Below are 23,182 nucleotides of genomic sequence, written 5' to 3'. Positions count from 1 at the left end.
CAGCGCTAAGAGAAGTATAACACCGCTGGGTGAGGGTGTCGAGCGGGTGCCTGCTATCTCGTTAGAATCACGAGATGATGCGCTGCCGGCTCTTTGGAAACAGTAGAGCTAGTTCTCATTATGCCATGTTGCGTCTTTTTGCCATCCCAGATCTATGCTTGTGTTATCTCCATTGCTAATGTTATCATATTCGTCGATATGCATTCCTGATTGTCGATATACATTCCTGACTTACAATTCGTTGGCGGCGCATCATGCCGTCTCCTGTTTCGGAGGAAGCCTTATGGCCGTGCCACCAGGTCGGCGCGAAGCAAAGAGTACACCTTCTTCGGCGTCGAAATTTCTCGGTTGGTTGTATAGAATATGGATTGCTCTGAGTCGTCCTCTCTTCGCGGTGCTGCTGGCGTTGATTGTCGGCGGTATCTTTATCATGGCGACGACCTCAGGCACATTTGATGATCGACTGAGTACCGTCTTGAGCGGTTATCAGTACCTTTTTCAGGGCTCCTTTGGCGATCCACAGAGTCTCTCCTATACTCTTGTGCGCGTAGGTCCCTTGATACTGACTGGTCTCTCTGTCGCTATTGCGTACCGGGCTGGCCTATTTAACATTGGTGCCGCGGGTCAGCTCGCTGTTGGAGCCATGACCGCGGGTATTATCGCCTATACCTTTCCCACCCTCCCGGGCATCGTGCTTGTGCCACTGATGCTGCTGGGAAGCATTGTCGCTGGTGGTATCTGGGGTGGTATTGTCGGCCTGCTTAAAGCCTGGCGTGGTGCGCATGAAGTAGTGACCACGATCATGCTCAACTGGATCGCTTTCTATGTAACCGACTATCTCATCTCTGGCCCCTACAAAGCTCCTCACCAGGCGACGCAGACGCCATCTCTGCCAACTCAGGCGCAACTTCCCTTCCTGGCCACGACCTATAATAATACGCTGGGCCAGTTCTTGCCTCAGATTACTAATCCTGAGCAGTATCTTACCGATGTCGGCTTGCTGATCGCGCTTGTCGTTCTCATCTTTTACTGGTTCCTTACGAGCCGGACCGCCTTTGGCTATGAAATTCGCGTCATTGGGCAGAATCCCAGGGCCGCGCAATATGCGGGTATCCGCACCAGGCGCAATATGTTCCTGGTGATGGCGCTGTCCGGTGCCTTCTCTGGCCTGGCGGGCGCGATCCACCTCATGGGTCAACCTCCGTATCAATTGTTTGGCTCGACATTTGCGATTGATCCGACCGGTTTTGACGCCATTGGCGTCTCGCTGCTCGGGCGGACCACGGGCGTTGGTATCCTCTTGAGCGCCCTCCTCTTTGGTGGCCTGCGCCAGGGGGGAACCACGATGCAGCTCTTTGCCAAGATTCCTGGCGACATGGTGTATGTCATTCAGGCGCTGGTGCTCTTTAGTATCGCTTCCGAGTTCCTGCCCGCGCTCACACGCGCCTTCCGTCGCCGTTCCAGGCGCGCGGCGGTGCCTGCGATTGAGGTTCCACTGGCGGGTCCCATCGTTGGCAATCCCCTGATCGTGATTGAGAACGATAGCTTGCACGAAGTCGAGCCTGGCGCGTCGGACGCGGTGGCAACAAAGCACAAGGGGGTTCCTGTCGAGAGCGTCCACTCCGAGGAGCGCCCATCAAATCCCATTGAGGAGGGTCGTTAGTAATGCTTGGCTTAATCTTGAGTGTGCTGCGTTCAAGCGACCTATGGGCCGCGACGCTTCAGTTTGCCGCTCTGCTACTGTTGCCCGCGTTGGGTGGCGTGATCTCAGAGCGCAGCGGTATCACCAATATCGCTATGGAAGGCATGATGCTGACCGGGGCGTGCGCGGGTGTCATGGTGGCGCGTGCGACCAATAACGTGCTGCTAGGCGTCGTGGGCGCGATTGTCGCGGCTACGCTGATCTCCCTGATTCATGCGCTGGTCTCGATTAACTTCAAGGCCAATCAGGTTGTCAGCGGTATCGCGATCAACTTGTTCGCGCTGGGCCTGACTAACTATATCGTCTTTATCCAGACGGCGGGCCAGGGCGTGCCTTCACTGAATGATTCGCTGCGCTTGCCCCAGGTCTCGCTGGGTCCGCTCTCCAACATTCCCTTTATCGGTCCCGTCTTCCTACAACAGAATATTATCTTCTATGTCGCCGTGGTGATCCTATTCGCGACGCAGTTCCTGCTCTTCCATACCAACTTTGGCCTGCGTATCCGCGCAGTCGGTGAGCACCCTCACGCCGCGGACACAGCGGGCGTCAATGTACGCTTGATGCGCTACATTTGCGTGGGTGCCAGTGGTGCCTTCGCTGGCCTGGCGGGTGCCTATCTCTCGCTGGGTATCGCTGGCGTCTTTACCTCCAACATGACGGCTGGCACAGGCTTTATCGCGCTGGCAGCGATGATCTTCGGCAAATGGACCCCCTGGGGGACCGCGGGCGCGTGTGTCGTCTTTGGCCTGGGTGAGGCGCTGGTCTCACGCCTACAGGGACCGGGCATTGATCCTAACCTGTTGAGCACGCTGCCCTATATCCTGACGCTGTTCGCCCTCGTTGGCCTGGTCGGTCGCACGATTCCACCAGCTGCCGATGGCATTCCTTACGAGCCAGGCACGGAATAGGAGGTTAAAGAGTTATGCAAGAAAGCACGCTTATACAACCCGTGGGCGAGAGTAACGTCCCCTACGCGGTAGAGATGCGTGAGATCTCCAAGGCCTGGCCCGGCGTGATCGCCAACGATCATGTCAACCTGCAAGTGCGCCAGGGCGAGATTCATGCCCTCATGGGCGAGAATGGCGCGGGCAAGTCGACCTTGATGAATATTCTCTATGGTCTGATTCGACCCGACAGCGGAGAGATCCTGGTCAACGGCAAACCGGTCTCTATTCATGGGCCACGTGACGCTATTCGCCTCGGGATTGGCATGGTGCATCAGCACTTTATGCTCATCCCACCCCTGACGGTGGCAGAGAATATCATTCTTGGGCGCGAACCCGGTGGTGTAGCTGGTACTTTGAATCTAAAGCAGGCGCGCGCCGAGCTGAAACGCCTGAGCGATCAGTATGGCCTGCCCATTGATCCCGACGCTAAAATCAAAGACCTCTCGGTAGGCTTGCAGCAGCGCGTAGAGATCCTCAAGGTCCTGGCGCGAGGCGCGGACATCCTGATCATGGACGAGCCAACGGGTGTGCTCACGCCCCAGGAGACGGATGAACTCTTTGGCGTGCTGCGTGGCCTGGTCAAGCAGGGCAAGACCATCATCTTCATTACCCACAAGCTGCGCGAAGTCCTGGACCTGACCGATAACATCACGGTTTTGCGGCGGGGTAAGAACGCTGGCAACCTGGCGACGCGGGACACCAACCGGCGCGAGATCGCGCGTATGATGGTTGGCCGCGACGTACTGCTGCGGGTGGAGAAAACGCCTGCCCAGCCGGGACCTGTGGTGCTGCAAACGAAGGATCTCTGTGCTAGGTCCGACCTGGGCCTTGACGTGTTGCATGATGTCAACTTCGAGGTACGCTCAGGCGAGATCCTGGGCATCGCGGGCGTCGAGGGCAACGGCCAGTCTGAGTTGATCGAGGTTATCTCTGGCATGCGCAAGGCGACCTCGGGGCAGATCACCATCACTCCAGTCAAGGAGGGGAAGGCAGGCAAGACCGTCGATCTGACCAATATGCACGCCGATGATGAGCGCTTAATGGGCCTGGCGCATATTCCCGAAGACCGGCGCGAGAGCGGACTGGTGCTCAGCGAGTCAATTAGCGACAACATCATCCTGGGACGTCAGCGCTGGCCCGAGTTCGCACGTGGCAAGTTCTTGCTCTCGCTGGGCAAGATTCGTGAGGCGGCGCGCAAGCTGGTCGCGGACTTTGACGTGCGTACGCCATCGGTTGATATTCCCGCCAGAGCGCTCTCCGGCGGTAACCAGCAGAAGGTGATCATCGCGCGCGAGCTTGCGAGCAATCCCGAGGCCCTGATCGCGGCCCAGCCTACTCGTGGCGTCGATATTGGTGCCATCGAGTTCATTCATCGTCGCCTGATTGAGCAGCGTGATGCTGGTAAGGCTGTGCTCCTGATCTCAGCCGAGCTGGATGAGATCCGCTCTCTCTCCGACCGCATCGCGGTCATGTACGAAGGGCGAATCGTAGACATCGTCGGACCAGAGGTCACCGAGGAGGAACTCGGCGTACTCATGACCGGCGGTGGTCATCACGGATGATTGGGCAAAAGGAGTCTGAATATGCGTTTTCAGGCTCCTCTCCGGTAGAGCTTAAGATCTTCTTCTTTTTACATAGTTCTTCTTTCCTTAAAATGGCCTTTCTTTACTGAAACGAAGCAAGAAGGATTTACAAGCACTATTTGTTAGATGGTAGACTCTCTTCGCGGTACATCTGGCAAATGCAGTTTGACGGGCTGTGAAATAGTCATGATTTCTCTGTAAGCGATGCTGAAGGCTCCCAGGGCTAGGATGAGCATCATGGAGAGAGCAAGGTGGACTATTTCTTTCGATTGGACAGAAAGGGAGTATGTGTGCCAATAATAAAGAAAGGTACACATCAGCCCCTCAAACTTGCCCTCCCAAGTGGGAGGAGACCCAATAATCATGCAGCTTACCTATGAAACCTCTCAGATAACGGACTATCTGGCCGAAGACGACGTTGTCAATTACTCACATCCTCTCGTACAAGAAACTGCTAGGCATCTACAAACGGCTTCTGACCAGGAACTGAGCCGCATTAACGCGACCTTTACCTTTGTGCGTGACGCCATTCCGCATTCCTGGGATGCGCAAAATCCCCATATCACCTGTAGCGCATCAGAGGTTTTGGAGCAGAGGACAGGCATCTGCTATGCCAAGTCGCACCTGCTCGCGGCCCTACTACGCGCGCAAGGCATACCAGCGGGCTTTTGCTATCAGCGTTTGACACTTGGGGATACACCTGAAAGCGGCTATGTGCTGCACGCATTAAATGCCGTCTATATCTCAGCACTTGCCCAGTGGGTACGTATCGACGCCAGAGGGAACAAGCCTGGTGTACAGGCGGAGTTCTCGCTTGATCAGGAGAAACTGGCCTTTCCCGTTCGCCCAGAGTTTGATGAGATCGATTATCCCACCATCTATGCTCGTCCACAACGCAAGGTCGTAGATGTGCTACGCCAGCATACAGATAGCCTGCATATGCAGCAATTCTGCTTGTCTGAAAGGCTGTAACATCGGACAGAGGTTGTGTTTTGCAGGAGGCTATGCTCTATTTTGGCACCATAAGCGTAAGAGATGTCGAGGCCAGAATAATGCCCCATTCTTACAGCCAGAGAGGAAGTAGGAGCAAAGGAACAGGAGTGTTGTCATGTGCCCGATAGCTTTTTCCCCTTTCAAGAAGTGTGCCACGAGGGAATATCTTCCACAAAAATGACGGAATGTGGAGAAACGACATGCATATCCTCATTCGACCAGTGAGGCCGGACAACGAACCATTTCTCTGGAAAATGCTCTATTATGCCGCTCATATGCAAGAAGATGGTGAGACCTCCTCTGATGCGGCGAAGAACAATCCTGGGTTACAGAAATATGTTCAGGAATGGGGACGCGAGACCGACATAGGAGTCCTCGCGCTGTCTCCACACGATCAGCGCCCGCTGGGAGCTGCCTGGATTCGCCTGCTCATCGAAGAAAAGAAAACGTCTCACTTGATTCCTGACGGCACACCAGAACTCGCGATTGCCGTTTTGCCAGATGTTCTGGGTCAAGGGATAGGCACGCAGTTGCTCAAGCACCTCTTGGAAGCAGCCAGCAAGGTCTATCCAGCGGTGATGCTAAGCGTCCGTAAGAGCAATCCTGCGCGATACCTCTACGAGCGGATGGGCTTTGAAATCGTGGATACCGCTCTCAATCGGGTAGGAAGCGAATCATTTGTGATGCTCATGCAGTTTTACTAACAAGCAAAGAGGATTATTATGCTCACTTGGTCAACCATCATGCTCTTTTCCCTCGCAGCGTTGGGGTTGTTGCTCATTCCTGGTCCCTCAGTCGTGTACATCGTGACTCACAGTGCTGTGCAAGGAAAGCGGGCAGGACTCGCTTCTGTCTTAGGCATTGAGTTAGCGGGTCTCATGCACGCAATTGCAGCCGCTCTGGGGCTTTCAGCGTTGCTCCTCTCCTCCGCTCTCGCCTTCAGTGTGGTGAAATATCTGGGGGCTATGTACTTGATCTACCTGGGCGTGCGCACACTCCTGAACCGACAAAAGCCACAGCAGGTAGTGGTAGTGGTCCCCAAGAGTTTCTCTCGGCTCTTTTTGCAGGGCTTCCTGGTAGACTTGCTCAATCCCAAAACAGCTCTCTTCTTTTACGCCTTCTTACCTCAATTTGTTGATCCTGCGAAAGGCTCGATAGCCGGACAAATGCTTTTGCTTGGAATACTTTTCGAATTGGTGGGGATCTGCACCGATAGCCTCTACGCCCTGTTTGGCTCTGTCGTGGGGCGGTTCCTCACCAGGAGTGCATCCTTCCAGCGCATTCAGCGATTTATTACAGGATCTGTCTATATCGCGCTGGGTGTCTTCACTGCGGTGATTGGTTCAGAGAAAAAGTAAGAGAGGATTGAACAGGTCCTCCAGGGCTGTAAATCCCAACATGAAATGGCTCTCCCGCACTTTGCTGAATGCAAGAGCTTTTAGCAAGGAGAAGCGTGCTTTGAGAGGCTTGAGCAGCGATCCCTCTCAACACAAGTCTTCTCCCCCCTTTTGGCTTCACGCAAAGTGCGGAAGAGAAGCCATTTAATTGGCCACTTTTACAAAAAAAATCCTAGTGGACGAGCTATCCAAGCAGCTTGCTTACCAGGACAATTGTGTGATTGTTGACTATGATAATGTTTGTATTTACATGTAGCGGCGAGAGGTCATGTTTGCGGGTTAATATTAAAAATAGAGGCAAGCTGATTTTTTAAGAAAGAAGAGATGAACTATGAGTGAGCAATCTGCGGTCTCGATTCCTCCAGGATTGGTGGAGGCGTTGCGTGGCGCGAAAAGCATTGCTGTCCTGACGGGGGCGGGCATCTCGGCTGAGAGTGGCCTGCCTACCTTTCGCGATCCTCAGACGGGTCTCTGGGAGAAGTTTCGCCCAGAGGACCTGGCGACTTCTGAGGCTTTCCAGCGCAATCCTAAACTGGTCTGGGAATGGTATGCGCACCGACGCGAACTGATGGGCCAGGCTCAGCCCAATCCGGGGCATGCGGCCCTGGCAGCTATTGAGCGGCATGCCGCGACCTTTACGCTCGTCACCCAGAACATCGATGGTTTGCACCAGCGAGCGGACAGCCGGAATGTGCTGGAACTGCATGGCAATATCACTCGCACCAGGTGCTTTGAAGAGGATACGCTGGTGGAGTCCTGGTCAGCGAATGGCGAGGTGCCTCCGCATTGTCCTCGCTGTGGTGGCCTGTTACGACCAGACGTGGTCTGGTTTGGGGAATCGCTGCCAGAGGAGACCTTTGAGCAGGCGCTAGAAGCTGCGATCTTCTGCGATCTCTTCTTCTCTATCGGCACCTCGGGCCTTGTGGAGCCAGCCGCATCGCTGACAGAGGTCGCGCGCCGGGCTGGGGCCACCATTGTCGTCATCAATCTTGAAGTCGAGCCGTTGGCCTCGCCTGACCTCTACCAGCTCAATGGACCCGCCGGGCAGATCCTGCCAGAGCTAGTGCGCCAGGCCTGGCGGGACGAGGTCTAAATGTTAAGGCTTTGCAGGATTGTTCACAAATGCTTCTAGTCCTTGCTGAGAACTTCAGCGGGCAGCGCGTGATTGTTATTGCTGACTGGCAACACGGCGCGGCTTTTATGGCTATGATGTAAACGTCCTAACACAAAGTAGCCTGTTGCGACCAGCAGCCCGATCACAAAGCAGATTTGCCAGAGGAAGGCAGCATTTAATTGCTGCATGACAAAGCCACCTAGCCCGGGCGCGACCACTACCGCTACGGCGCGTATCGTCTGGAATATGCCCTGGTAAGTGCCACGTAGGTGTGTTGGCGATATATCCGCGATGATGGCGACCGAGGTGGGGAAGTAAGGTATCTCGCCAAGGGTCCAGATGGCGACGCCCAGCAAAAAGCCTTGATAGGTGTGTAGCATGCTAAAGAGGCCCATACCAATTCCCAGTAACAGCGCCGCAATACTCAGCGAGGTTTTGGGAAAGAAACGGTTGCAGAGCGCAGTCACAGGTAAGCTGATCAGGACGACCTCCACGGCACTGATTCCCATGATGGAGCCATACGCGAATGGACTCAGAGCGTGTGCCTGCATATCCAGCGGTATCGCGGTCATGGATTGCATATACACACAATCGAAGAGGAAGGCCAGGAGTGCGTAACTCCATAGCCAGGGATCGGTCAGAGCGATGCTTAGATGCTGTAGATGTTCTAAATGCTCTTTGGTGGCGGTCTTGCGTGGCTGATGTGTCTCAGGTAGACCAAACCAGATCAGGAGGCTAAAGCAAAAGGTCGTCAGCGCATCCCCCAGGAAGAGTAGCAGATATGAGATTGGAGCCAGCAGGCCCGCCAGGACCGGGCCTATCGCTGACCCGATATTGTTTGTCCAATAACGCAGGCTATAGGCTTGAGGAAGCTTCTGAGAGGGCGTTGTATCGGCGACCGCCGCCGATATCGCTGGCCCAGCAAGGTCGGCGAAAAACGTGTATAGCAAAGCTAGTCCAGTGATAATTACAATGTGTGACGCAAAGCCCAGAGCCAGTAGAATGCCCGCACCTATGAGCAGGCTTATCAGGATGGTTGGCCTGCGTCCAATAATGTCCGAGAGTACACCACCACATATGCCCGAGGCCAGCGATCCTAGGCCCATAATCGAGATGACCAGTGTGGCTTCGCTGACCGTGAAATGCAGGGATGATGTGAGGTATAAAGCGAAGAAAGGCACAACAAAGTGGCCTGCTCGATTGATAAATGATCCTGCGGCAAGAAGCCAGAAGGGGCGCGAGAAGCGATAGTTTGCCAATATATCTGTAAAGCGCTTTGTAAGCGGCTGCATAGCGAAATCCTTTCGTAGATGAGGGGTTCTCTCATAGATTATAGTGCGAAGCAGCCAACCCAGTACCAGCTCAATGGACCTGTCGGGCAGATCCTGCCGGAGCTAGTGCGCCAAGCCTGGCGGGAAGAGGGCTAAATGTTAAGGTTTTGCAGGATTGCCCATCAATACACAGTCCTTACGCTATTCTTTGGCATAGGAGAATCGCAAAGAGAGTAGAGATTTCGGTCACATTCTCTCGCCGCGTTCCGTCAGAGAAGTGACGAGGGAAATCCACCTCATCGCGACCGGTTCCGTAGTTCTTCTCATTGCCGCTTCCTGGGTGCTTCGACCACAAAGCCGCACAAAAGCCGCACACTTGGGAAACTGACTGATGGTACCGGTAGCATGCTGAAACATGCGTAAACCAGCATCCCGGTTCAGTATCATCTAACCACGTACAACAAAGATACCTATAAGGAGAAGAAATCCATCATGCAAGCACGAATGAGCAATCCAGCAACGATTCTTCCTGACGCCATGAATGCCATACTCACCCTGCTCAAGGCCACGAGAAAGGGCGGCGTACCGCAGCAGACGCTTGAGCTTGTCCACCTGCGCGCGAGCCAGATCAATGGTTGTAGTGCCTGTGTTGACTCAGGCTCACGCAGCGCCAAAAAGGCAGGCGAAACAGATGAGCGTCTCTTCGCCGTGGCAGCCTGGCGCGAGACGCCCTACTTTACCGACGCCGAACGTGCCGCTCTCGCGCTCACAGAGGCTGCCACCCGCCTCGCCGACCGGACTGACCCGGTCCCAGACTCGATCTGGAACGAGGCCGCGAGCCACTACGACGAGAAGGGGCTCGCGGCCATCGTCCTTATGATCGCCACGACTAACCTTTTCAACCGCCTCAACGCCACCACCAGGCAGGTGGCGGGCCAGAATTGGTAATGTGAATGATGAATCTCAAACTGGCGCGATTCGCGCCGGTTTGAGATTCGTCGTTCCAGATTTCTTCGATACCCACGTTCACCTTCCCTGCTTGGACATTTGGTGTCGTATCATGTCAAGGGGTAGGTGGCTTCTTATCACCAACGATGCACAGCCTGGGCGTAAAAGAGGAAGCTCGACCAGGTGAGTAAGAGAGGGGAGCGCTCGTCTTGAGAGTGGGAAGAGAGGTATTTCTGATCCCACGACGGAGACAAAGAAAATAAAACGAGGGACGTCCTTGGCGAGGTCTAAGCGTCAAGGCTTTGCAGAATTGCTCGGGTCCGGCTATTAGGTGTGTAGATTATAAGCCTGATATCAGCACTACCGAGCATCTGCAAGGTGAAATGCTCAAACTCCAGAGTGCCCAGGGTTGAATGCTCTATGACCTTGGGACCCTCTAGCGCGCTCCGTACATCATGGTGGGGCCACCACTGGCAAAACTCGGGACTTACCTGCTTCAAATCCTCAATTAACTCCTCAAAATAGGGATCTTCGGGATAGCGTGCGCTAGCCGCGCGGAACTCTGCTAATGTGCCTCGCGCAATCGTTTCCCAATTTGAGCGTGCCCGCATCGTGGGGCTGGTAAAGAGGCGCCATATCAAGTTGCGCGTGTATGTGGAGGTTGTGTTTGAAATGGAGAAGACGACATCAGCGGCTTTATTCCAGGCTAGATAATCATACCGGCGGCCCACGACATAAGCGGGAGATGGATTAAGATCGTCAAGCACTTGTTGGAGCGCCGGGCTAACACTCTCGTTTGTAGGAGAAAGCGGAGTTGGCAGTGGTTGCCCGGCGAGCACAAAGAGGTGCCGGCGTTCATTTGAGGTCAACTTGAGCGCCTGGGCGATACTCTCAAGAACCTGGGCCGAGGGATGCACATCGCGTCCCTGCTCCAGCCAGACATACCAGGAGGTGCCAATATTGGCGAGCTGTGCTACCTCTTCTCGGCGCAGTCCTGGAGTGCGACGGCGGATACCAGGCGGCAGCCCCACATCGATAGGCGAAAGGTGCATCCGCCGCTGGCGTAAAAAAGTAGCGAGGGTCTGACGGCGTTCACGCTCATGCATATTGGTTGCTCCTTATCCTGGTGGTGAGAGACCTATGATTAAGAAACCCTGTTCCTGGCATCAGCAACAGAGTATAGTCAAGCCAGGCGCCTGCGTCAACAGGGCCTGATCACTCTGTAAATGTTTGCCCAGAATCGAGGAAATTACTCTATGTCTCTGAAATTTGGTGTATCCCTGCCGCAAGGCTGGGCAATGGAACTGGTGGGAATTAAGGATCCAGTTGAAGCCTATGAAGCAATGACGCGCGTGGCTCAGGTTGCTGAAGAAGTGGGCTTTGTATCCGCCTGGCTTGTTGATCACTTTCATACTATTCCACGCCCATCCCAGGAGTTCACCTTTGAATGCTGGACCACCACCTCAGCCCTTGCGCGTGATACGACGCGTATGCGCATCGGCCAGTTGGTTACCTGCAATGGTTATCGTCACCCCGCGTTGCTCGCGAAAATGGCCAGTACCGTCGATGTGCTCTCGCATGGGCGACTCAACTTTGGTATCGGAGCAGGCTGGTTTGAGCATGAGTATCGCGCTTATGGATATGACTATCCCGAAGCCCCTGAGCGCCTACGGTACCTGCGAGAGGCTGTGCAGGTTATTCGAGCCATGTGGACTCAGGAGGAAGCCGCCTTTGAGGGGAAATACTACCAGGTACATGGAGCTATCAATCAGCCCAAAGGTGTGCAAAAGCCGCATATCCCCCTGCTCATTGGAGGTGGCGGCGAAAAAGTGACGCTCAAGCTGGTCGCACAGTACGCTGATGCGTGCAACCTTAGTGGCGATCTAGAGGTCATTAAGCGAAAACTGGCCGTACTCAAAGAGCATTGCGAAACGGTCGGGCGCGACTACGAGAGCATTCATCGCACGATCACCTGCCTATGTGCCATTGGCGAGACCGATGAGCAGGCCAGGGCGAAGTTTCCCGCCGCGCTCCTGGGCAGGCCGGTAGCAGCAGGCGCGCTGATCGGTAGTCCGGATACAATTCGTCGCCAGCTTGCTGAGTTGGAGGAAGCTGGTATCCAGGAAGTAATCATTAGTTTCTCCTCCGATAGTTTGCAGTTGGACACCTTGCGCTTCTTCGCTCAAGAGTTCATTGCGTAAACGGAACAGTCATTGTAGGGCCCATGCCAGCATGGGCCCTACAATTTTATTTATAAGGTCTAGTGGTCTAGATGTCTTGACAAAGTCATAGGAAGTGGGTAATGTTGCTTTTAGAATATATCGTTCGGGTATAGGTCCCAAAAAGCGTATTAAAGATGTTTAAGTAAAAGGTGCTGGCAATGATTGCCAGAAAGGAGAGCTGTATGACGCACTCTCGTCGACCCCTGGTGCTAGGAGGCACCCTTTTTCTGCTCCTCTTTTATCTCTGTGCTTTTACCCTGCTCAATGGTGGTGGCAAGGCTTATGCACAGACGTTCTCTGCTGCTAAGAGCGGCAATGACATGTTTGCCGCGCCAGCTCCCACGAGCAAGCGTATTGTGGGTTATTTCACGGCCTGGAGCATCTATGGACGCAACTATAATTTGCATAACGTAGATGTGAATGGTCAGGCCAGCAAGCTGACGACTATTAACTATGCTTTTAGCAACATCAGTAGCGATCTTAAGTGTCAGCTTGGGGATAGCTGGGCGGATACTGACAGACCATTCGCTGCCACCGAGGCCGTGAACGGCCAGGCCGATAGCTGGTCTGATCCCTTGCGGGGCAATTTTAACCAGCTCAAGGAGCTGAAAGCCTTGCATCCTAAGCTTCAGACCATGATCTCGATTGGCGGTTGGAGTTGGTCCGCGCTCTTCTCGGACGCGGCACTACCTCAGAATCGGGCGGCCTTTGTCCAGTCCTGCATCGATCTCTACATCAAGGGCAATTTGCCATCCGCCAATGGCGCGGGGGCTGGCGTCTTCGATGGCATTGACATTGACTGGGAGTATCCAGCCGCGCCTGGTAACACTGGTAATGTCTACCGGCCCGAGGATACGCAGAACTTTACGGCCCTGCTGGCTGAGTTCCGCCATCAGCTTGATGCCTTAAGCAAGCAGACCGGGAAGCGCTATCTCCTATCGGCTGCCCTGCCTGCTGGCCCGGATAAGTATCAGAAGATCGAGCTAAATAAGATTGGTCATTACCTGAACTGGGCTAACCTGATGACCTATGATCTGCATGGAGCATGGGATGCCCAGGGACCAACCGATTTTGCTGCCCCGCTCTATAGCAGCCATAAGGATCCCTCCCCTGCTCCCACAAACGCGTACAGCGTCGATAACACTGTGCGCGCCTACTTGAGAGCGGGCTTTGAGGAAGAAAAACTGGTGGTCGGTATTCCCTTCTATGGTCATGGTTGGACGAATGTACCAAATCAGAACCATGGACTCTACCAGAGCAGTCCGGACATGCAGCCCGCGCCAGGCGTGTACGAGGCTGGCACTAATGACTACAACGTCCTGGCACAGCTCAATTATCCTACGTATCGCGACCCCATTACAAAAGCATCCTGGATCTTTGATGGCACCACCTTCTGGTCGTTTGATGACGCCACGGCGGTAGCTACTAAGGTCCATTATGTGAAAAGCCACGATCTGGCTGGCGCAATGTTCTGGTCGCTGGATGGGGATGATAGCTCGGCTACCCTGACCACGACAGTCTACAATGGCTTCCACAGAAATACGGGCCAGGGAGCCCCGGTCTTTGCAAGCTGGGGAGGAACCCCATAGGGGCGCGGTGGCCGTTCCTTACGGCCTGCTTGGGGATGGGGCAGCGTGCCGTGTCCCAACCTGGTAGGTGTAGCCAGTGCTGCGTCCGATCAGCCGGCAAAAGCGGTGAGGCACATCAGTGACCTTGCTGTGCGCCGTCGTGATGGTGAAGTAGCCGCTGGCTTTCACCGCTACACGCCCCACGTGGGTACCCCGGCAGGCAAAGCGCTCGGGGACCACGGCTCGCACCAGGTCCCCCGTTTGATACCCAAAATAGCGTTTGCGGCGCTTGCGATGGCTAACCGGGAACCCCAGCACATTGACGTTGCACAGCCGTCGATGCCCGCGCCCCGTCGCGTGCACGAGCAGGGGCACGACGTCCCCCGTGCGCAGGCGCTGAGAGGTGGAGGCTCCCACAACTGCCGCGTCGAGCCAATGCGTCTTCGGGAGGGCCCGCGTGATTCGATGGTACTTGGTCAGGCCTCCAGACCCCGTTTCCACGGGCAGACCGGTCGCCTTGAGCCGCTCGAAGAGTTCCCAGCGCGTGACATTGACGGCCGCCGCGGCTTTGAGCGGGGTCTTCGCTTGCCTGAGAATGCGTTCCAGGCGCACAGGATCATGAGCGAGGAAGTCTCGAATATCCTGGGTGCCTTTTGCCAGATTGCAGGCTTCACAGGCCAGGGTGAGGTTGGAGACCCGCTGGCTGCCCCCCCTGGCGCGCGCAAGGATGTGTTCCAGTTGGAGCGGGATGCCCGTTGCTCCGCAGTACGCACATGCCCTTCCCCATTTCTCCAGGCAGTATTCCCGCACTTCGTAGCCGAACAGGGTGCCCTGCTGATACTCGACGCCGGAGATGTCCGGGTGCTCCAACTTCTGCAGGTCGAAGCGCACCAGTTCCTGGGAGAGTGTGGTCACGTGCGCGATCCCGCTGATCCGCGCCACCCAGGTCAGGATGTTCTCCACCCGCGAGACGAGCGACGGGGGCAGCCATCCGGCTCTGCGCCTCCGGTTGGCAAACCGCGGAGCGCGATAGCGGGTCTTGCGGGATCTGCGCCCCCGGCGCACATTGCGGCGGGTATCCAGGGCTTTTTTGATCGCGGCACCCCGATGGGTGAGTTCGGCGGCCCAGACGACCTCCCCGCCCGCGTCGTCCACCAGCGCCAGCCCGGTGGTGTGGGCGCCCGGATCGATTTTGAGCCGCAGCGGGGCAGGGGCAGGATGCTCGACCTCCCGCGTGAGGATGATGGTAAAGGGAGCAGTCCGATAGACGGCTGCCTTTCCGGCGGTGAGCAATCGACGTGCTCGCCCCGGATGGACCGGGGTCAGCGGGTGCTTGAGCGTATCGACGACAAAGACGTTCGACATGGTTCCTTCCTTTGTGCCCTTGCGGGCCTCCGCTTGCGCGGGTAATGCTCACCTCGACAACGTGTGCAAGCGGTTTGTTGGAAAGCGCACCGGCTTCACCCTCTACACCTTTTAACGCTTTCCCGCAGAGGTTCAGGCTGGTGAAGCACCTGAACGTGCCTATGAACATCGGCGGTGCCGCATTCGCTTGCAACGGAGCCCGATGGGAGGAGCCTGCTCCTCCCCTGGCTGAGTCTGCTCATGTCTCGGGCCTGCGGACGGCGCGAACGCCCCTCGCAAGCCCCCGCATTCGATGCGGGGGTACATGACTCTGATTCAGACGATTAGTCTATTCCTGGCGTGTGAGATGAGGTGCTCAGGCGAGCACCTCATCCCCTAGAAGATTGTGCTTGTTTTTGAGCGAGAGGCCGCTTCCCTGGCGGCGTAGCATCACCATTTCCGCGGCGATGCTCAGCGCGATCTCATCGGGAGTTTCCGCGCCAAGGTCCAGGCCGATGGGGGCGTGGACACGCTCCAGTTGCTTGCGTGGGATGCCCTCTTCGCGCAGGTGGTGAAAAATTTGTTTGACCTTGCTGGTGCTCCCGATCATACCGATATAGGCCGCCCGGGTGGATAGCGCGGCCTTTAAGGCGTCTCTATCCAGTTGATGCCCACGCGTGACGATCACCAGCCAGCTTGATTCATCAGGTTCAAGGGCCTGGATGGTCGCGGGGATATCGCCGAAGATGAGCTGTACTTTCTCGCCAAAGAGCTGAGGATCGGCCAGGTCGCGCCGGTCGTCCACCACGACGATGCGGAAGTCCAGCCTATGCGCCAGGTGCGCCAGGGCCTGTGCCACATAGCCCGCGCCTACGATAACCAGGCGTGGCTCGGGGCGTAGGACCTCAAAAAAGACCTCCAGCGTTGCTCCACAACTGCCGACCGACTCGCCGTTATCGGCATCGATATGGATATGTGCCAGGTGTGAGTGATTCTCACTCAGCGCCTTCAACCCCTCATCGACGACCTTTTTATCCGTGACGGGTCCCGCCATACGCCCCTGGGGCGTGCCGTCCGCCGCGATTAGCAGTTTGGTGCCAATCTCGCAAGGGGCCGCACCCATCGTCTTTACAACTGTGGCCACGACGACGCGCTCACCACGTCGCAGGGCCGCCTGAATCTCATTGTACAAAGTAATGGCAGTCATTGCCCACCTCTCGCATACTACTCAATCACTGAATACTTATCCTGTTATTATACTATTACGCTGACTGCAACCTCTCCCCTGGCCGCTAGTATTTTCCTCTTTTGGCCTACGTGAAAAGAATATGATAGTGACACGATAACGAGAATCTTCCTCACGATAGGCGAGGTAGATATAGGGTTCAAGCCACGCTAGCAGCCTTCTCGTGACCAATCTTCATAACTTGACAGCATGCTCCAGGTTGTTCTATAATGTTAGAACAAATTTTCAAGATGTGGATTGAATGGGGCGAGATTCTAGCGGAACGTGAATGGGTGTTTCTGTCAGGGATGGCACAGTAGAGTTGTATTGAGTAGGCGTACATACTGGGCAAAGCGCATATTTCCCAGAGAAGACAACGTGATTGATCATCTAATAGGAGTGTTAGCAATGAGTAACGGCCAGACGTTTAACCCTAGAGAACACCTGATAAATATTAAGAATGGGAAGGGCGTATCGGAGTACCTGGAGGTGAAGTGGCGTTTGGTGTGGTTCCGCCAGGAGTGCCCTCAAGGTACGATTGAAACCGAAATCGTACACCTGGACCTGGATAAGGATGTCGAGGCGGAGACCTTTGTGTGGAACGCTGAGAAGCGGCGTAGCGAGAAGGTCGTGAAGACAGCGAAGGGGGTAGCCATCTTCCGGGCAACTGTCCATGATGGCAAGGGTGGATCGGCGACGGGGACCAAGTCGGAGAACGCGGCGAACTTTCCAGATTTTATCGAGAAGGCCGAGTCGGGCTCTATTGGCCGTGCATTGGCCGCGCTTGGATATGGCACACAGTTCGCGCCAGAACTTAATGAGGAGCAGCGCATTGTCGATGCGCCCGTAGAGCGGCCCACCAATGGCAGCTATGCTGGTAGCAATGGCAATAGTCACACACAGGGGGGATTTGCGGCCACCGCCAATGGGCGCTTTAGCGGTCAGGGGCAGCAGAGCGCGAACGCGCAGGGCCCAAATGGAGGCGCGAGCAAGAGTGAACCAGCGCCTGACGCGGCTGCGACGGAGCAGCAGATTTCTAGCATTAAGAAGCTCTGTCAGCACCTGGAGAAGCCAGAACCAGACAACCTCTCGAACCTGACCTTCTTAAATGCGAAACAGTTGCTCCAGCAGTTTACGGAGGAGTATAGGGCGCAGAAGCAACAGAAAAAGGCGTCCTGATTAGTAGTTAGTACTTGCCCTCCAGAAAGCTTGAAACTACATGACTCCTAGCGATATCGAGTACGCCGAAAAGCGTATGAAACAGAAATGGTATGACCTGGCGCTTGCCGAGCAGCAGGGAGCCTCGCTCCCAACCCTTGAGCGGCTCTTTAACACGTATATGCTCGCTGTCGAAGAGTATAACCGATGTTCCGAGTCCTATCTCGTGGAGCAGCAGCAGGCCAGAAGCACACTGCCCGCTGTGCGGACTTCGCAACAGCTTATGTGTGTGTCCCAAGGCGAGGAGCGCCCAAAGGAGCGTCGTCAGCGTAGGAAAGCCTCGTAGGGTTGGATATCGTAGGTCAAAAAAAGAGGACGCAACCAGATGGGTTGCGTCCTCTTTTTTTGACCTACGATATTACAGGCCATTGACGAAATTGACGATCTCTGTGGCCACGGCCTCAGGAGCATCGAAGTTGACCAGGTGGCCGGCGTTGTGGATGATTGCCAGCCTGGAATGGGGAATCTCACGGTGTAGGCGCTCGGCATATGTGAGCGGCATCTGCTGATCTTTCTCACCCCAGATGAGGAGGACTGGTTTCTTGAGCACCGCCAGATCGGTTGAGACGGCATTGGTATAGTAAGGGATGAGCAGGCGAATGTGCTGGTAGAGCACCTCTTTGCCCACTTCGCTGTCCCAGGGCGCGATATAGTTATCGATCACGTTGGCGAAGCCTTTGACATTGACCACGCCCTTGCCCAGGGTCTCACGCAGATCGCGCACCACATCCTCGACTGAAGCTTCTTTAGGGGCATCAAAATCCTGGCGCTTGCTCATCTCGGACAGGGGCCAGTTCTCGTCGAAGGAGTGGAGGTAGCTAATCGTATCCAGGAGGACCAGGGCCGAGGTCTGCTCGCGATACAGACGCGTTGCCAGGATCTGCGCGACGCCACCGCCAACGCCATGTCCGACCAGGATGATATTATTCAATTTGAGGTCTTTGAAGAGCAGGGCCAGGCCGTCTGCCTGCCCCCAGACCGAGGTATCGGCGGGCCAGGGATGCTCCGACTGGCCATAGCCAAGCATATCGAAGGCATAGACCGCGCGACCCAGGCCAGCTAGCTGGGGCATGATCTCTTCCCAGGCGAAGGCGCCAGCAGGAAGATCGTGCAGGAGCACGATTGCCCCCTCGGGACCACGCTCGGCATTCTGGACGATATAGCTATATTTGTAATGGATGGCGCGCCCTGTGCGCCGCTCCCGTGAGGTATTGAATCTTGTAGGCATAAGTCCTCTCTTGATTGGATAAATGATATCTATGTGTTGTGTGCATTCTTTCTGGCTTGACTTCTCGCGCCTGCGGTGCTCGCCATGGTTGGTGGTGTGATGCTCCCTGGTGACCATTGGTCACCAGGGAGCATCACACCACCAACCATGAAGGTTTTGCACACGGGTTATCTATACTATAGCGTGCTTAGGCTTTGGCGTACAGAGCAGGTACGTTGTAGAAAGCGTTAAAGCCAGCATAGCGAGCCGCCTCAGCCCCTAGTTCATCCTCGATCACCAGCAGGCGGTTGTACTTGGCGACGCGCTCACTGCGGGCGGGTGCGCCAGTCTTGATCTGCCCGGCATTGGTGGCCACGACCAGGTCGGCAATTGTCGTATCCTCGGTCTCACCGGAGCGGTGCGAGACGACTGCGGTATAGCCCGCACGCTTGGCCATCTCAATGGCCTCCAGGGTCTCGGTCAGCGTACCGATCTGGTTCAGTTTGACCAGGATGGAGTTGGCTGAACCCTCGCTAATGCCACGTTTGAGGCGGGTAGTGTTGGTGACAAACAGGTCGTCGCCTACCAGTTGGACGCGGCCTCCCAGGCGCTGGCGCATTATAGACCAGCCTTCCCAGTCGTCCTCCGCCAGGCCATCCTCGATAGTAACGATGGGATATTCACCAATCCACTGCTCATAGAGATCGATCATCTCTTTAGAGTTAAGGGTGCGACCCTCGCGCGCGAGCTCGTATTTCCCATTCTCATAGAGTTCAGTCGAGGCCGTGTCCATACCCAGGAAGATATCTACGCCTGGTTTGTAGCCCGCAGCCTCGATGGCATCGACTATCAGCTCAAGGGCCTCGCGGTTGGATGAGAGCGAAGGCGCGAAGCCACCCTCGTCGCCGACGTTGGTATTAAACTTCTTGCCGTGCAGCACCTTTTTCAGGCCCTGATAGACCTCGGCACCCCAGCGCAGGGCCTCGCGGAAGGAAGGCGCACCAACGGGGAGAATCATGTATTCCTGGAAGTCAGTCGAATTATCGGCGTGCTTGCCACCATTTAAAATATTGAGCATTGGTACAGGTAGCGTACGAGCTGAGACGCCTCCCAGGTAGCGGTAGAGCGGCTGCTGATGGGCCTGGGCTGCGGCTTTGGCAACGGCCAGAGAGACGCCCAGGAGGGCGTTCGCCCCCAGCTTTCCTTTGTTAGAGGTTCCATCCAGCTCGATCATGATCTCGTCGATCATTACCTGGTCGGAGGCGTCCAGGCCAACAAGGGCGTCGCTGATCTGGTCGTTAACGTTCTCAACGGCCTTGAGTACTCCCTTGCCGCCATAACGGCTCTTGTCGCCATCGCGCAGTTCGACGGCCTCGTGGGCGCCGGTTGACGCGCCCGAGGGAACCGCTGCGATCCCATGTGCTCCGCCCATCAGAAGCACTTCAACTTGAACGGTTGGATTGCCACGCGAGTCGAGTATCTCGTGCGCGGTAACCTCTTCAATTGTTGTCAGATCATCCGTATTCAGTGGCATACTACAAAATCCTCCACGAAAACAAGATTCGATATCTATTGCATTGCTATGATAGCGCCATGCGGGACCCTCGAAGCTGTGCTATACCATACATAGGTAGTATAGCCATACCAGTACAGGATGTAGTAAGTGCCATACATCCTCGCCGTGGCTATTGTACATCCTGGAGAGGGAGGTGGGCAAGCAATCCCTCTAGTATCGAAGAGAGGTACATGGTTTATGCTCGCCCTCGGGCGAGCATAAACCATGTACCTCTCTTCGATACTAGCATAGGCAGGTACCGTGTTATGGTAAGAGATTATGTAGAGCGCTATCGATCTTATCGGTGTGCTCTGGCTTGCCCACGGTGACGCGGATGAAGTCGCGCATCTCTGGCTGCGAGAAGTAGCGGAGCAGGATGCCATGGGCCTCAACCGCTGCGCGAATCTCTCGCACACTCACCTGGTCTTCATCTACGCGCATCAGGATAAAGTTTCCTTGCGAGGGTACTGGATGAAGGAAGGAGTAGCTGTCCAGAAGGGCGTACAGCCGCTCGCGCTCCTGCGTAATGCGTCGGACGTTATCCAGAGTATAATCCAGGGCCTTGAGGGTCTCAATCGCGCCGATATGACCGGCGACATTCACCTCAAAGGGACACTGTGCGCGGCGCATATAGGCTTGAATCCACTCAGGGGTCAGGGCGTAGCCGATGCGGAGTCCTGCTAACCCGGCCCATTTACTGAAGGTGCGCATCACGATCAGATTTTCATGCTGAGGTACCAGGTACGCGAAGCCGCGAGAATTATCCGCGAACTCCACATATGCCTCGTCCACAATCACAATGCGACCTGTATCGAGCAGCGTTAATATATCTTGCTCGCAAATGGCGTTGCCAGTGGGGTTATTGGGCGAAGTTAGCACAATGAGCTTGGTTTCAGGAGTGAGCGCATCGAGGATGGCATCGATATCAAGCTCATAGCCTGACTTCCGAGGAACCTCCAGTACATGCGCGCCACAGAAGGTCGTGACCGAGGTATAGAGTGAAAAGGTTGGGGGGCAGCAGAGAATGTTATCTCCTACCGAGAGAAAGAGGTGCCAGAGGAGATTGATAAGCTCGGCGCTCCCATGATGCACGACGATATGGCGTCCATTGACACCAGTATAATCGGCGAGTGCATTGCGTAAAGCGGTTGAGTTCGCGTCGGGATAATTATTATAGTTTCTAAAATTGCTGAGTGCTTGCAATACTGTAGGTGCGGGTTCATAGGGGCTTTCATTACTATTAAGTTTAATAATATCCTCTATGGGAATACCTGTGCGCTCGCTAAATGCCTCCAGAGACTCGCCTGGAGCATATTGAGCCAGGCGATCCATCTCTGGGCGCACCGTAACAAGACGGGGAGAAGAGTATGTATACATGTACGACTAGTCCTACTTCTCTGAATCAGCGTCGACGAAGATCTGTGCGGGCCTGCGAATGAGAGTGCTGCGCGGGCTAAAGCTGCCTGTAGTGCTACTGCCCAGGTTGCCACTATTCATGCCTCCGAATGAGCGATTAAGCGGCGAGACAGGGGACTGTTGCTGCTGGGCATTTGTGCTGGAAGCCTCGCCTTCGGCATTCGTTGAACCCTGCAAGATATCCAGACCCTGGCGCAGTGTCATCATATCACGCATAAAGCAAGCGACAGCTGAGGCGGCGGACCCTTTTTCGCGAGAGGAGTCAAAGCGTCGAGATGTCGCGGCACCCGCGGCTTGCGCGGCCTCGGCCATGGGGTCGGAGGTTTTGGCGGCGTAGACATCCTGGAAGATATCGTCCCAGTCGCTCCAACGGCCACGGAGAGGTTTCCAGCCAAGCTGGCCGTCGCTGATCGTGCGCCATTTCTCTTCGGTAAACTGAATCCAGTCGTCGAGGAGGCGCGAGTAGGTAGCCAGTTGTTGGCGCAGGCGCTCTTCCTCTTCAGATGAACGTTGAGGGAAACTGCGCGGTAAGCCATCCGTGCTCTGCGTGCTGATATAATTATTATTGCCCATACCCTGATTGCCGAAACCATTGACATTCGCGAATGATCCAGCACCGGGAAAGAACCCAGGAGTATGCATGTTCTGACCATCGGTCGTAAACTGGCCCATCTGCCCATTGGGATTGGGAAGGCCAAGCATAGGAATCTCAGTGCCTGCGGGGAGCTCACCAATGACTTGAATGCCACTGGCACCAAGCATAGGTCCCATGATGGCGGTTCCATCTTGCAGGAGCACACCCTCTGAGGGCAGGCCACCAATCACGATCTCTTCGTGGCCTACGGCATCCAGAATGCGCCAGGCCAGGCGAGGGTGTTTCATTGCCCACCAGAAGCGGCGGACCAGGAACGTTGAGGCAAATGTAAAATTGACGACCAGCCAGACGATACCGCGCACTGCTAACCAGTTTACGAGCGCCAGAATGACAATCATGTACCAGGGGTCACGATTTCCCGCTTCTTCTATGAAGGTTAGTACTGCGGCGACCATCAGGCTAGGATCGCGCAGTGGATTCACAAAATCCAGGATGCGTTTAAGCCAGCTATTGCCTTTCCTCTCTTCCAAAATGCGCTCCTCTCGGTTCTGCCACTGGTTCGACAGAGTACTATTTTTGCGATACGTTTCTTGGGCTTATGCAAAGCTGATTCTAGCATGCGCCCTATTTAACTGCAAATTTTGTCTAGAAGGCAGGTAGTTATGGGTGATGTCGATGCTTCTGCGCTACCTTGATTTTATTTCGATGTTATCTTTAAATAACAGATAGCGAGGCATGTTTTTGACCAGGGAGGCGCGGAAAAACGAGGTGGCAGTCCTGGCACACGACAGTTATTTGCCTTCTTTCTCTTCTTTACAACGAGGAGCGTCGTGAGAAGAAACGACAGGCAGTACTATGGTCCTGAACATGCGATAGC

Annotated in this window: 20 protein-coding genes; 12 read left to right on the top strand and 8 right to left on the bottom strand. The window is 55.3% G+C overall.

What is annotated here, in order from left to right:
- The first annotated feature begins 283 nt into the window (after window positions 1-283).
- The 7 genes from JMJ04_RS08900 to JMJ04_RS08870 all read left to right on the top strand — a co-directional run bounded on the left by JMJ04_RS08900 (window position 284) and on the right by JMJ04_RS08870 (window position 7,715).
- Window positions 284-1,663, top strand: a complete 1,380-nt coding sequence (locus tag JMJ04_RS08900) for an ABC transporter permease (protein WP_201370178.1) — start codon at window positions 284-286, stop codon at window positions 1,661-1,663.
- Window positions 1,664-1,665: 2 nt separating this feature from the next.
- A complete protein-coding gene (locus JMJ04_RS08895) occupies window positions 1,666-2,610 on the top strand; it encodes an ABC transporter permease (protein WP_201370177.1) in 945 nt (314 codons plus the stop codon).
- 14 nt (window positions 2,611-2,624) lie between these two features.
- The gene (locus tag JMJ04_RS08890; RefSeq protein WP_201370176.1) at window positions 2,625-4,211 is read left to right on the top strand and encodes an ABC transporter ATP-binding protein; all 1,587 of its coding nucleotides are present in this window, start codon (window positions 2,625-2,627) and stop codon (window positions 4,209-4,211) included.
- A gap of 384 nt (window positions 4,212-4,595) precedes the next feature.
- Entirely contained in the window at window positions 4,596-5,204 is a 609-nt protein-coding gene (locus JMJ04_RS08885; RefSeq protein ID WP_201370175.1) for a transglutaminase-like domain-containing protein, read from the top strand.
- A 221-nt stretch (window positions 5,205-5,425) separates the two neighbouring features.
- Window positions 5,426-5,929 (top strand): GNAT family N-acetyltransferase, encoded by a 504-nt coding sequence (locus tag JMJ04_RS08880; RefSeq protein WP_201370174.1) that lies wholly within the window; start codon window positions 5,426-5,428, stop codon window positions 5,927-5,929.
- A gap of 18 nt (window positions 5,930-5,947) precedes the next feature.
- Complete coding sequence (locus JMJ04_RS08875) at window positions 5,948-6,583, top strand: LysE family translocator (protein ID WP_201370173.1); 636 nt, start codon at window positions 5,948-5,950, stop codon at window positions 6,581-6,583.
- Between the two features lie 370 nt (window positions 6,584-6,953).
- Entirely contained in the window at window positions 6,954-7,715 is a 762-nt protein-coding gene (locus tag JMJ04_RS08870; RefSeq protein ID WP_201370172.1) for an SIR2 family NAD-dependent protein deacylase, read from the top strand.
- Window positions 7,716-7,750: 35 nt separating this feature from the next.
- On the opposite strand, the gene JMJ04_RS08865 is transcribed toward JMJ04_RS08870, so the two are convergent.
- Window positions 7,751-9,028, bottom strand: a complete 1,278-nt coding sequence (locus tag JMJ04_RS08865; protein ID WP_201370171.1) for an MDR family MFS transporter — start codon at window positions 9,026-9,028, stop codon at window positions 7,751-7,753.
- A 471-nt stretch (window positions 9,029-9,499) separates the two neighbouring features.
- Here JMJ04_RS08865 and JMJ04_RS08860 point away from each other — a divergent pair, with 471 nt between their 5' ends.
- Window positions 9,500-9,955, top strand: coding sequence for a carboxymuconolactone decarboxylase family protein (locus JMJ04_RS08860; RefSeq protein WP_201370170.1), 456 nt, complete (start codon window positions 9,500-9,502; stop codon window positions 9,953-9,955).
- A gap of 287 nt (window positions 9,956-10,242) precedes the next feature.
- Here the strand turns inward: JMJ04_RS08860 and JMJ04_RS08855 are convergent, their stop codons facing one another.
- Window positions 10,243-11,061, bottom strand: coding sequence for a helix-turn-helix transcriptional regulator (locus tag JMJ04_RS08855; RefSeq protein WP_201370169.1), 819 nt, complete (start codon window positions 11,059-11,061; stop codon window positions 10,243-10,245).
- Window positions 11,062-11,211: 150 nt separating this feature from the next.
- On the opposite strand from JMJ04_RS08855, the gene JMJ04_RS08850 reads away from it, so the two are divergent.
- Window positions 11,212-12,156 (top strand): LLM class F420-dependent oxidoreductase, encoded by a 945-nt coding sequence (locus JMJ04_RS08850; RefSeq protein WP_201370168.1) that lies wholly within the window; start codon window positions 11,212-11,214, stop codon window positions 12,154-12,156.
- Window positions 12,157-12,359: 203 nt separating this feature from the next.
- Window positions 12,360-13,766: a glycoside hydrolase family 18 protein gene (locus tag JMJ04_RS08845; protein WP_201370167.1), complete on the top strand. Its 1,407-nt coding sequence runs from the start codon at window positions 12,360-12,362 to the stop codon at window positions 13,764-13,766.
- A gap of 18 nt (window positions 13,767-13,784) precedes the next feature.
- Here JMJ04_RS08845 and iscB read toward each other — a convergent pair whose 3' ends face one another.
- Both iscB and JMJ04_RS08835 read right to left on the bottom strand, forming a co-directional pair.
- On the bottom strand, window positions 13,785-15,110 hold the full coding sequence (gene iscB, locus JMJ04_RS08840; RefSeq protein WP_201370166.1) for an RNA-guided endonuclease IscB: 1,326 nt from the start codon (window positions 15,108-15,110) through the stop codon (window positions 13,785-13,787).
- A gap of 355 nt (window positions 15,111-15,465) precedes the next feature.
- Window positions 15,466-16,296, bottom strand: a complete 831-nt coding sequence (locus JMJ04_RS08835; protein WP_201370165.1) for an XdhC family protein — start codon at window positions 16,294-16,296, stop codon at window positions 15,466-15,468.
- Window positions 16,297-16,722: 426 nt separating this feature from the next.
- Here JMJ04_RS08835 and JMJ04_RS08830 point away from each other — a divergent pair, with 426 nt between their 5' ends.
- Together JMJ04_RS08830 and JMJ04_RS08825 are read left to right on the top strand one after the other, a co-directional pair.
- A complete protein-coding gene (locus tag JMJ04_RS08830) occupies window positions 16,723-17,493 on the top strand; it encodes a hypothetical protein (RefSeq protein WP_201370164.1) in 771 nt (256 codons plus the stop codon).
- A gap of 40 nt (window positions 17,494-17,533) precedes the next feature.
- Window positions 17,534-17,818, top strand: a complete 285-nt coding sequence (locus JMJ04_RS08825; protein ID WP_007913004.1) for a hypothetical protein — start codon at window positions 17,534-17,536, stop codon at window positions 17,816-17,818.
- 72 nt (window positions 17,819-17,890) lie between these two features.
- Here the strand turns inward: JMJ04_RS08825 and JMJ04_RS08820 are convergent, their stop codons facing one another.
- The 4 genes from JMJ04_RS08820 to JMJ04_RS08805 all read right to left on the bottom strand — a co-directional run bounded on the left by JMJ04_RS08820 (window position 17,891) and on the right by JMJ04_RS08805 (window position 22,835).
- Entirely contained in the window at window positions 17,891-18,760 is an 870-nt protein-coding gene (locus JMJ04_RS08820; protein WP_201370163.1) for an alpha/beta fold hydrolase, read from the bottom strand.
- Between the two features lie 187 nt (window positions 18,761-18,947).
- Window positions 18,948-20,252, bottom strand: coding sequence for a phosphopyruvate hydratase (gene eno, locus JMJ04_RS08815; protein ID WP_201372348.1), 1,305 nt, complete (start codon window positions 20,250-20,252; stop codon window positions 18,948-18,950).
- A gap of 306 nt (window positions 20,253-20,558) precedes the next feature.
- Window positions 20,559-21,671, bottom strand: a complete 1,113-nt coding sequence (gene hisC, locus JMJ04_RS08810) for a histidinol-phosphate transaminase (RefSeq protein ID WP_201370162.1) — start codon at window positions 21,669-21,671, stop codon at window positions 20,559-20,561.
- A 12-nt stretch (window positions 21,672-21,683) separates the two neighbouring features.
- A complete protein-coding gene (locus tag JMJ04_RS08805) occupies window positions 21,684-22,835 on the bottom strand; it encodes a hypothetical protein (RefSeq protein WP_201370161.1) in 1,152 nt (383 codons plus the stop codon).
- Between the last annotated feature and the right edge of the window lie 347 nt (window positions 22,836-23,182).

The organism is Ktedonobacter robiniae, from assembly GCF_016587375.1.
Classification (GTDB): domain Bacteria; phylum Chloroflexota; class Ktedonobacteria; order Ktedonobacterales; family Ktedonobacteraceae; genus Ktedonobacter; species Ktedonobacter robiniae.
This window is presented reverse-complemented; position numbering and strand designations above follow the sequence as displayed.